Origin of the sequence: Polaribacter sp. SA4-10, assembly GCF_002163835.1 — a bacterium.
Lineage (GTDB): Bacteria > Bacteroidota > Bacteroidia > Flavobacteriales > Flavobacteriaceae > Polaribacter.
In genome coordinates this window covers 2,819,733-2,831,709 of the sequence record NZ_CP019331.1, presented here as the reverse complement: position 1 = coordinate 2,831,709, position 11,977 = coordinate 2,819,733, and the positions used below count along the sequence as shown (strand labels likewise).

The following is an 11,977-nucleotide window of genomic DNA, read 5'->3' as shown; positions in this document are numbered from 1 at the left end:
TGTTTTTAAAAACAAGTTCTTTGTAGTAGAAGGAGAAATTATTAAGGTATGTCCCCTCTTTAATTTAAAACCAAAATAATTTTATATCTATAAATCTAACATTGAAAACTGTATTATTACAATTTTTTAAATGAAAAAAATTCTTATCATCGAGGATGACAATGTCTTAAGAGAAAATACAGCTGAATTCATTAAAGGTCAAAATTTTGATGTTTACATAGCAGAAGACGGACTTATGGGCGTGCAACAAACCTTGAAGCATTTGCCAGACCTTATACTTTGCGATATATCTATGCCTAATATGAACGGGTACGATTTCTACAAAACAATTAAACAAATTAAGTCTACATCTACCATTCCTTTAGTATTTTTTTCTGCCAGAACAGAAATTGAAGACATTAGATCAGGAATGCAATTGGGAGCTGATGATTATATAACTAAACCCTTCAATCTATATGAACTTTTGAAAGTTATAAATACACGTCTCGCAAAATACAATACGTTAAAGCAGATTAATAACGAAAAATTTCATGCACTTATAGATCACCCAACATTGGGAATTTATATTTATCATAATAATAAATTTTTGTTTTACAATAATCCATTAGCAAATATTTTTGGTTACAATTATGAGGATTTTGCATCTATAAATATTGTAGATCTTCTGGACGAAAAAAATTGTGACAAAAAAAAAATTTTAAATGATTTAGACCGTTGTTTAAAAGACTCAACAGGTTCTATCTCTATTAAATTTAAAGCTTCTCATAAAAACTCAAACCCTGTTTTAGTTGAGTTATTTGGAACCGTAATAACTTACAAAGGAAAACCTAGTCTAGCTGGTAATGTGTTTAAAATAAGAGATCTAAACAAAAACCTATCTAATTCTAAAGACAATCTAGAAACAATACCAAAATTAACACATAGAGAACTTGAAGTGTTAAAATTAATCTGTAAAGGAAAATCTACTTTAGAGACCTCTAAAATACTTTTTTTAGGCCAACGAACTATTGACACCTATAGATCAAAACTTTTAGATAAAACAGAAAGCAAAAACATTGCAGAACTTATGATGTATGCTATTAGAAATAGACTGATAAAAATAGAGTAAGAACACATATTCTTCTAATTTCTATAAAATTTAACAATTTAAAAAAACAAAGTATACCCATTCTATTCAGATTTACATCTAATAGAAAACCTTAAAACTATATAACTACAATATAAATCAAGTATTTATACCCATTGTTTTTTTATTTATTTAATAAAAATAGGTAAATATACTGAGTTTTTTCACTTAAAGATAACAGTACTTTGCATTGTAAACAGAGAATCAATGATACTTCTATTAAATTCAATTAATAGCAACGATTTCTGTTTATTGAAAAAATTAATATGAAAAAATATTTATTTTTATATACAGCAACAATACTTCTTTTACTCAATTCAAGTAGAAGTATCAGTCAAACACTTGAACTAGGAATACTTAGTTCTTTTGCAGGTTTTAGTGGAGCTGGACCAGTTACAAATGGAGCTGCAGCCGAATGGACAGGAGATGTTGGTACTAATATAGGAGTAATAACCGGAACTTACACAGGCGATGAATACAATGCAACCGCTAAAACAGCTCGAGCTAGGTACGATTTGATGAGAATGTATATTCACCTTAATGATCTTTTTGTTGATTATCCTAACACACATGCTGCTGCCTTTGGAGCAGGAGAATCTCTTTCTCCTGGAGTTTATTCTATTAGTGCTGCTGGATCTATAGCAGGAAATCTTATTCTTGATGGTGGTGGTGACCCTGATGCATTCTTTGTAATTAAATTTTTAGGAGCAATGACCGTAGGCGCTGGGTCAGAAATTATTTTAACAAATGGAACAAAACCCTGTAATGTATTTTTTATGTCTGATAGCAGTATCTCTATTGCGGCAGGTGTTATTATAAAAGGAACTTTATTTTCAAAAGTAGGGGCTATTATCATTGGTGCAGATGCTATTGTAGAAGGAAGAATGCTAACCATGTCTGGAGCAATAACTACTGGAGCTGCAGTAAGTATTAGTGTACCTTCTGGCACTAGTACTATTCCAATATTTTGTGAACATGGATGTGGTCCTGCTCCTGAAGTAGATATTTTAGGGGTTGTTTCAGAATTTACACTTTACACTAGCGCAGGTGCTGTAGGAAACACAGGTATTTCAGTAATTAATGGTGAAATTGGCACAAACGCTGGAGCTATAACTGGTTACTCTACTACTAGTATTCATTTAGGAACAGAAAATCTATTAAATGCGCTTACAGCTCAAGCTAAAATTGATTTAGACAATGCTTACATTGCACTTATGGCTTTGCCTATTTCTGGCGGTATCCATGGGGCTGGTTTTGGGGCAGCAGGTGCAGGAGAGACACTTAGTACTGGAGTTTACCATACAGCAGCAGCAGGAACTTTAACAGGAACTATTACTCTTGATGCGGCAGGAGATTCAGATGCAATATTTGTAATGAGATTTGGAGGAGCATTTAGCGTAGCAGCAAATTCAAGAATAATCTTAGCCAATGGTGCAAAACGCTGTAATGTTTTTTGGCTTGCTGGAGCCGGTGCCGCTACTGGAGCAATTACTATTGGTGCTGGAGCAGTTTTAAAAGGTAATTTCTTATCACATGGTGGTGCTTGTAATTCCGGTGTAGGAGTATTTTTAGCAGGAAGGCAACTTTCTACAAGTGGGGCCGTTAACACAAGTACAGGTGTTGTATATATTGATCCAGAATGTGTTATCTCAAGCACTATAACAACTATTGACACAGATAGTGATAGTATTACAGATGATTTAGACATAGACGATGATAATGATGGAATTGTAGGCACTATGGAAGACATTACTGATCTCGATGGTGATGGCATTCCTAATCACCTAGATTTAGATGCAGATAACGATGGTATCCCAGACAATATTGAAGCACAACCTATAACGAATTATAGTCCACTTACAGGAACAGATTCTGATAATGATGGTTTAGATGATGCATACGATGCAACCATAAATGGAAGTTCACATGGAACTAGATCAATTGGTATTGCACCCGTAAATACAGATAAAAATGCAACCATAGGAGCAGATGCAACTGCAAATTATTTAGATCTAGATTCAGATGGAGATGGAATTCCAGATAATATAGAAGCACAACCAACTGTTGGTTATGTAGCACCCACAGGAGCTGTTGGAGATAATGGACTTTATGATATATATGAAAGTGATGATACTTTTAGCGCTAATGGATTAGGAAATGCTGGTGGTGTTGATTTAATAAACACAGATGGAGGTGCTAATCCAGATTACCTAGATACAGATTCTGATAATGAAGGAGATGATGATACGATAGAAGCAGGATTAACACTTTCTGGTATAATTGCCACAAATGGCTTAGACAATAATTATGTTAACGGTACAGATCCTAATGGAATATTTGACAATACCCAAACAGATAATTTTCTCGATGAAGATGGAGATGTTCTTACTATTGGAGATCTAGATTATAGAGACCCAACTGATGATGGCATTCCTATGATTACTCAAATATATCAACTTGGTAATGAAAGATGGATCGAAATTTCGAATATTCATCCTACCAAAAGCATTGCGGCTAATCTAATTAAGATTCAATTATATAAAAATAAAGCTGGAGATCAAACTGACGTAACTCCAGATGAAAATTATTTAATTACAACTTCAATAGCTCCTGAAAAATCTGTTTTAATTAAAAACAATTCTAATACAATTGCCAATTTAGACGGTTCTGCTACGGTTGTTACTAACGACTTATTGACCGATTTTATAAATGGAGACGATATTATCACATTATCTTCATTAAATGATGTCTCTCCTTATACATCTAGATATGATGAAGTAGCGGCTATAACAGATAATACTTCTATAATAAGGGAAGATGAAATTTTAATACACAATAAAGATTACACATCAACAGAATGGATAACATTTATTAATTCAGCGCTAGATCCTTATAGAGTTTTAGCTTCCGGAGGACCAGAAAGACACCCTCATGACCCTTTAATTTCTGAAATAATAAGCGCTGATACAAATGCTAATACATTATTAGGCTTACACAAGATAGGTCTCACAACTAGATTAGCTGAATCTTGGTCTAATGGTTTTCCCGACAGGTCTAGACATGTTGTTATCAGTAACGATTACAACCACAAAAATAGCAGATTAAGTGCTAGAAAACTAGTTGTTAATGAAAATATTAAATTGTCTATTACTGATAGACTATTAGTTGTTACTAACGATATAGAATTCTCGAACACCCAAAGTGAAATTAGATTAGTGGGTTCGTCTCAATTAATACAAACACATACAGGACTGTCTCAAATAATTGGTGACGGAAAATTATTAGTAGATCAAAACTCTTTAGCACCTACCTTATATAGGTATAATTACTTCAGTTCTCCTGTAAATACAATTGGAGAGAGCACCTACAATTTAGAAGCTATTTTAAAAGATGGTACAACATCTTTAGATGCAACAACTCCTATTGGTACTATTGCTAAAGATATTTCGTTTATTGGCGGTTATGACGGGGCTACTACAGATCCTATCTCTTTGGCTGATTATTGGGTGTATACCTATTCTCCAAGCCCAGATGGGCGATCTAATTATGTTCATAAATATAAAAATCAAGAAATAAGCAAGGGAGATGGTTTTATGCTTAAAGGACCAGGAAGACCTCAAAACTATACTTTTGTAGGAACTCCTAATGATGGAACTTTTAATACGATAACTTCTATCGGTCCAAATGAATATTATTTAATAGGAAATCCTTTTCCATCTGCAATTAGTGTTAAAAAATTTATAGAAGACAATATAAATTCTACAACTGCAACGTTATATTTCTGGCAACATTTAGGGGAAGATATTACTATTAATGAATCTGATGGACATTATTTTGGTGGATATATTGGTGGTTATGCTACAAGTAATATAGCTATGGGAGTATCTGCTAATAATCCTTCTTTCAGCTCACCGGTAGATTTCACTTTAGAAGCTGAAGATGCAAACGAGTTAGATGGTACATCAATAAATGATGATGGTAAAACAGTTATTAAATTGGGTGCTATAAGTGAATATATTACGTTTTCTAATATTTCCAGAGGCGTAGATACATTAAGAATTAATTATAAATCATATGTAGATAAAAGCATTAATATTAATATAAGTAATACAAACGGAGTGAGAGGTTACAACATAATTTTAACTTCAACAAACGGTATTTACACAAATGGCATTATTGAATTATGTATAGCCACTGGCAGTAGCATTACCTTTACCTCTAATGATGTAAATTCTATTTACATAGATAATGTATGGTTTAAAGATGATGATGGTCAAATAGAATGTGCACCAAGCACTGGCGATGCGTCATATACTGCACCAGAGCCCTATATTGCAATCGGCCAAGGATTTTTTATTCAAGGAGATTCAACTGATGGTGGTCCAATCATTTTTAATAATAGCCAAAGAGAATTTAAAATAGAAGAAACTGGTACATCTGTATTTTTTAAAGGCAAAAATAATAAGTCTAAAGAGATTCTACAATCTCAATTACCGCTTTTAAAATTAGGAATGAACTTTACAGATAATCAAGAAAATCGGCTACACCGTGAAATAGGAATCTCTTTTCATGAAACAAATTCTTTTGCTTTTGATAAAGGATATGACTCTGAAATCTATGACTTAAGCGCTACTGATATGTATTGGAAATTTCCAAATGATGACCTTGCATATGTCATTGCTGGTGTGCAAGAAGTAACACCTAGTTTAGAAGTTCCTTTGGGAATTAAGATGGGTTATAATGGAAGTATTTCCATAATGATAGATGACATAAAAAACATTGATCAAGATATATTTATCAAAGATAAACTTACAAATCAAACACAAAAAATAAACAATGCTTCTGCTACTTATCAATTAGAAGAAGGTTCCTATTTAGATAGATTTGTATTATCTTTTAGTGAAGAATCTGTCCTATCTAATGATAATTTTGACCTAGTTGTTGATAATATAAAAGTCTATGTAAATAATAATAGCATTTTAATTTCTAAAGATGATGAAGTAAATATTAAAAATGTATCACTATATAGCCTTCTTGGAAAAAAAGTAAGGCTTTGGGAAATAATTAAAAACAAAAAATCTTACAGTCTAAAAATAGAAAACCAAATATCTACTGGAGTGTATATTGTTAAAATAAAAACCAGTAAAGGTGAAGTAAATAAGAAAATAATAATTGAATAAAAAGAGATAACGGCTTACATATAAATGATTTATTAAAGATTTTTTATTTTTTTATCTTTAATTGTAATTCCTAGTAGAGCCCCCACAACACTAAACTCATTTTTGTAAGCTTTTTAAAACGTATTACTGGTATAAATAATTGAATAGAATAGATAACGGCTTACATATAAATGATTTATTAAAGATTTTTTATTTTTTATCTTTAATTGTAATTCTTAGTAGCGTCCCCACAACACTAAACTCATTTTTGTAAGCTTTTTAAAACGTATTACTGGTAGAAATAAATACTATTTTTAAATTAAGGAATGAATATAGAAATGGCTTTTACTGAACTACCAACTGCGCTCCATCTCCAAAACTATTAATTGATAATAAAATTATATTATTAATTATAGGACTTATATAAGGAATCTCATACCTACATAACTACTGAATAAACAACAATTAGAACAACAAAGTTTACAAAGCACAAGACAAGTATTCTAATAATATATAAACTAGTTATATAAAATCGCTAGAAAAAAAACGAATAGAATAGAAGTTATAGAAAGTGCTGATTCTAAAAACAATTCATATAACAAGTTAACGTATTATCTTGAAAGACAAATAGAATTAGATGGATATGAACACGGGCCCTTATCACTTAAAATGATTTCAGAAATTTGTGTTAATAATGACCAGAAATGGAGTGAAACAATAATTTTAGTTAAGTAATAATAGGAAAATAGAATTCCACTTTGGCACGAGATTACGAATTAATAAAAGAAGAAAAGCACGTAAATCAAAAAATAAACGGTGTTTAATAGAAAGGTTAATTAGTAAAAAACCTTTGCTATTAATTTTTTACGTTCAATATAGAAATTAAGATACATAATGGTAATTACATAAATAAAAAAACCGATTCATTTCTGAATCGGTTTTTCTACTATTTTTAATTGAAAGCTTACCCTCCAAAATCATCAAAACGAATGTTCTCATCAGCAAGACCAAAATCTTCACCCATTTTCTGAACAGCGTTGTTCATTAATGGTGGTCCACAGAAATACAATTCTAAGTCTTCTGGCGATTCATGATGATTTAAGTAGTTTTCAATTACACAATTGTGAATAAAACCTATAAAACCATCTCCAGCTTCATCATTAATATCAGTTTTCTTAGTCCAGTTATCAGCTTCTAAAGGATCCGATAATGCTATAAAGAACTTAAAGTTTGGAAAATCTTTTTCTAAAGCTCTAAAGTGTTCGATATAAAATAATTCTGCTTTAGAACGTCCTCCATACCAATAAGTAACTTTTCTACCCGTTTTTAATGTTCTGAATAAGTGATACAAGTGAGAACGCATTGGCGCCATACCTGCTCCACCACCAACATATAACATTTCTGAATCAGATTCGTTTATAAAGAATTCTCCATAAGGACCAGAAATTACACATTTATCTCCTTTTTTCAATCCGAAAATATAAGAAGAAGCAACACCTGGATTTACATCCATCCATCCACCTTTTGCTCTATCAAAAGGAGGGGTCGCAATACGTACATTTAGCATAATTTCTCTTCCCTCTGCCGGGTAAGAAGCCATAGAATAAGCACGTTCTACAGTCTCCGTATTTTTCATTACTAATGGTCTAAGTTTAAACTTTTCCCATTCAGCTATAAATTTATCTGGAGTATCATGCTCTTCTGGATGTGCTGTAATATCAATATCTGCAAACTTAACTTCACAAGGAGGTATTTCAATTTGAATATATCCACCCGCTTTATAACCCATATCTGCAGGAATTTCAACAACAAATTCCTTAATAAATGAGGCCACATTGTAATTTCTAACAACTACTGCATCCCATTTCTTAATTCCGAATACTTCTTCTGGAATTGTAATGTTCATGTCTTGCTTCACTTTTACCTGACATGCTAAACGAATCCCTGTTTTTAACTCCTTCTTTGTAAAGTGAGGTGTTTCTGTAGGCAATGCTTCTCCTCCACCTTCTAAAACGTGGCATTCACATTGTACACAAGATCCACCACCACCACAAGCCGATGGTAAAAATATTTTTTCGCTTCCTAATGTTGTTAAAAGTGTGCTACCAGAACCCACTGTTATTTTCTTTTCTCCGTTGATCGTAATAGTTACTGGACCTGAAGGAGATAGTTTTTGTTTAACTAATAATAATAATGTTACTAATAACAGTGTTACTAATAAAAAAGCTGCTACTGTTGCAATTATGGTTCCTGTTGTACCTGCTGCTAATATCATTCCTCTCTCTAGTTTATATTTGTATTTTCAGCTACAATTTCTTTAGCTTCTTTTTTCACTTCTACTTTCTCTATACGAGCTTCAATAGTTGGTTTTTCTTCTTTCGTTTCTTCATCACCACCTGTTAACATTCCACCAAAACTCATAAAACCAATAGCCATTAATCCCGTAATAATAAATGTAATACCTAAACCTCTTAAGGCAGGAGGTACATTTGAATATCTGATTTTCTCACGAATTGCAGCAATCGCTAAGATTGCTAAAAACCATCCAATTCCAGAACCAACTCCGTAGGTTAATGATAAGCCTAAAGTAGGAATCTCACGAGACTGCATAAATAAACTTCCACCTAAAATGGCACAGTTTACAGCAATTAACGGCAAGAAAATACCTAATGAGTTGTATAATGAAGGTGAAAATTTTTCAACAATAATCTCTACCAATTGTACCATTGTTGCAATCGTTGCAATAAACATGATAAATGATAAGAAACTTAAATCGTATTCTGCATATTCTGCACCCAACCATTTTAATGCGCCTTCTTGTAAAATATATTGATCTAATAACCAGTTTAAAGGCACCGTTACTGCCAATACAAAAATTACGGCAGCTCCTAAACCTACTGCAGTAGCTACTTTTTTAGATACAGCAAGGTATGAACACATTCCTAAGAAAGTGGCAAAGACCATGTTGTCTATAAATATCGATTTGAAAAATAATTCTATATGTTCCATATTTTTTAGTATTCAGTATTCAGTTTTCAGTGTTCAGTAATTACGTATTGAGACTGCTAACTGTTTACTAATTTTAGTTTTCTTCTATTAATGATGTATTTCTACTACGTTGTATCCAGATAAGAATTCCAACCACAATTAAAGCCATTGGTGATAATAACATAAATCCGTTATTTTCATATCCATATGCGTATAAACCTGATAATTCTCCTGGAATAGGATTTCCTAATACTGGGAATCCTAACAAAGTTCCTGCTCCTAAAAGTTCTCTAAAGAAACCTACTATTATTAAAATCACACCATATCCTACAGCATTTCCAATGCCGTCTAAGAAAGATCTCCAAGGTCCATTCCCTAAAGCAAAAGCTTCAAAACGCCCCATAATAATACAGTTTGTAATAATTAGCCCAACAAAAACTGACAATGTCTTACTCAGTTCGTATGCAAATGCCTTTAGCACTAAATCCACAATAATTACCAATGTTGCAACAACAATTAGTTGCACAATAATTCTAATTTTTGAAGGTATAATATTTCTCATTAAAGAGATGACTACGTTTCCTAAACCTAGCACGAATAGCACAGAAATTGCCATTACAATAGACGCTTTTAGTTCTGCCGTAATTGCCAATGCAGAACAAATACCTAATACTTGAATTGTTATTGGGTTATTATCCGCTAATGGATCTGTAATTAATTTTGCGTCTTTTTTTGATAAAAGTCCCATAAATTATTTTTTTAATGTTTTAAAATAAGGTACATACATTGCCAAATCTTTTTTAATCATGGCAGAAACACCATCACCAGTGATTGTTGCACCAGCAATTGCATCTACTTCGTAATCTGTTTTATCTTCGTTCTTTGGATCGTTATTTCCTTTGGCAACTGTAATTCCTTTAAAAACTCCAGTATCAGACATTAAATGTTCTCCAATGAAATCATCCATAAAATAACGTTGTTTTATGTTTGCTCCTAAACCAGGAGTTTCTCCTTTATGATCAAAATAGGCTCCTAGAACAATCATGTTTTCATCTAAAGCAACATATCCCCAAATGGCATCCCAAAGACCTTTTCCTCTAATTGGCGCTACATAAAATGTTTTCCCATCTTTTTCACCAACAAACAAAGGCAATCTTCTTTGATTTCCAGCTTTTGCTGAAGTTTGTTCTTTTTTAACCTCAATTAAATAAGCGTTGTCATTTTCGGTAACTTTATCACCTTGAATAACCAATTGCTTTTTAATATATTTTGCAAACTCTGCTCCGGCAACATCTGTAGAAACAAAGTTTGCACTTGTTCCTTCATTTTCGTTTATGCCCATTGCATACAAAATATTCTGTTGTTTCTCTATTCTTTTATTCTCGTCAATATTTGGCTTTAAAGACGATGCCATAAAAGCTAATAAAGAACCTACAACTAACACCATAATTATGGCGAAAATCATTGTATAACTGTTACTATCTGTTCTCTTACTCATAATTAGGCAGTTTTAACTTTAGCACGTTTTAATCTTTTGTTTATGTTTCCTTTAACCACATAGTGGTCTATTGTTGGGGCAAATACATTCATCAATAAAATTGCTAAAAATACGCCTTCTGGATAAGCTGGATTAAATACACGAATCATAATAGATATAAAACCAATTAAGAAACCGTACATCCACTTCCCTTTATTTGTTTGCGAACCTGTTACTGGATCTGTAGCCATAAATACAGCTCCAAAAGCCAAACCTCCAATCATTAAGTGTTCGTACCAAACAGTGTTCATTAATCCGTAAAACTTACTAGATTCTGTAATAATATCTGCTGCTACAATTTGATTAAAGATGATTCCCATTGCTGCGGCTCCTAAAAAAGTAGAAACGATAATTCTCCAGCTTCCTATTTTTGTAAAGATTAAAATGGCAGCGCCTACTAAAATCAGCAATGTTGACGTTTCCCCTACAGAGCCAGGTATGAACCCTGCAAATTTATCCCAATTAGAATAAATTACTTCTTGGTTTTGAGCATAACTTCCTAAGATAGTTTCACCAGAAATTGCATCTGCAGTTCCTGTTCTGTTTACGGCATCATAGACCCAAACTTTATCCCCAGACATCCACGTTGGATATGCAAAGAATAAAAATGCTCTAATTGTTAAAGCAGGGTTTAAAATGTTCATTCCAGTACCACCAAATACTTCTTTACCAATTACAACACCAAATACTACGGCAACTGCTAACATCCATAACGGTGTATCAATAGGTACAATTAATGGAACTAACATACCAGTTACTAAGTAGCCTTCTTCTACTTCGTGTCCTTTTATGATAGCAAAAATAAATTCAACTCCAAGACCAACTCCATAAGAAACAATTACTAGTGGTAATACTTTTATAATTCCAATCCACAGATTGTCTAACGTCAAAAAGTTCGCTAATACATTTGCTCTTAAAGAACCATCTATTGCGGCATAGTGTTGATAGCCGGCATTAAACATTCCAAACAACAAACAAGGAACTAAAGCCATAATTACAATATTCATTGTACGCTTTAAATCATCTGCTGCTTTTATATGAGTTCCTCCATGAGTCACTTCATTTGGTAAATATAAAAAGGTATGGATTGCATTAAATGCAGGTGCCATTTTAGTCCCTTTATATTTCTCTTTTAAAATATGTAAGTTTTGTTTTAAGCTCATAACC

General features: G+C 32.4%; 8 protein-coding genes. 3 read left to right on the top strand and 5 right to left on the bottom strand.

Features of this window, described 5'->3' with window-relative positions; translation table 11 throughout:
- Window positions 1-130 precede the first annotated feature (130 nt).
- The 3 genes from BTO04_RS12345 (at window position 131) to BTO04_RS12335 (ending at window position 7,020) form a co-directional block, all read left to right on the top strand.
- Window positions 131-1,108 (top strand): response regulator, encoded by a 978-nt coding sequence (locus BTO04_RS12345; protein WP_087564788.1) that lies wholly within the window; start codon window positions 131-133, stop codon window positions 1,106-1,108.
- A 284-nt stretch (window positions 1,109-1,392) separates the two neighbouring features.
- Window positions 1,393-6,306, top strand: coding sequence for an ice-binding family protein (locus BTO04_RS12340; RefSeq protein ID WP_087564787.1), 4,914 nt, complete (start codon window positions 1,393-1,395; stop codon window positions 6,304-6,306).
- 510 nt (window positions 6,307-6,816) lie between these two features.
- Window positions 6,817-7,020: a DUF3050 domain-containing protein gene (locus BTO04_RS12335; RefSeq protein ID WP_087565414.1), complete on the top strand. Its 204-nt coding sequence runs from the start codon at window positions 6,817-6,819 to the stop codon at window positions 7,018-7,020.
- 229 nt (window positions 7,021-7,249) lie between these two features.
- On the opposite strand, the gene nqrF is transcribed toward BTO04_RS12335, so the two are convergent.
- The 5 genes from nqrF to BTO04_RS12310 form a co-directional block, all read right to left on the bottom strand.
- A complete protein-coding gene (gene nqrF / locus BTO04_RS12330; RefSeq protein ID WP_087564786.1) occupies window positions 7,250-8,560 on the bottom strand; it encodes an NADH:ubiquinone reductase (Na(+)-transporting) subunit F in 1,311 nt (436 codons plus the stop codon).
- A gap of 8 nt (window positions 8,561-8,568) precedes the next feature.
- Window positions 8,569-9,294 (bottom strand): NADH:ubiquinone reductase (Na(+)-transporting) subunit E, encoded by a 726-nt coding sequence (gene nqrE / locus BTO04_RS12325; RefSeq protein ID WP_087564785.1) that lies wholly within the window; start codon window positions 9,292-9,294, stop codon window positions 8,569-8,571.
- 73 nt (window positions 9,295-9,367) lie between these two features.
- Window positions 9,368-10,021 (bottom strand): NADH:ubiquinone reductase (Na(+)-transporting) subunit D, encoded by a 654-nt coding sequence (locus BTO04_RS12320; RefSeq protein WP_087564784.1) that lies wholly within the window; start codon window positions 10,019-10,021, stop codon window positions 9,368-9,370.
- Window positions 10,022-10,024: 3 nt separating this feature from the next.
- Entirely contained in the window at window positions 10,025-10,771 is a 747-nt protein-coding gene (locus BTO04_RS12315; RefSeq protein ID WP_087564783.1) for a Na(+)-translocating NADH-quinone reductase subunit C, read from the bottom strand.
- A gap of 2 nt (window positions 10,772-10,773) precedes the next feature.
- Window positions 10,774-11,973: an NADH:ubiquinone reductase (Na(+)-transporting) subunit B gene (locus BTO04_RS12310; RefSeq protein WP_087564782.1), complete on the bottom strand. Its 1,200-nt coding sequence runs from the start codon at window positions 11,971-11,973 to the stop codon at window positions 10,774-10,776.
- Window positions 11,974-11,977: the final 4 nt, after the last annotated feature.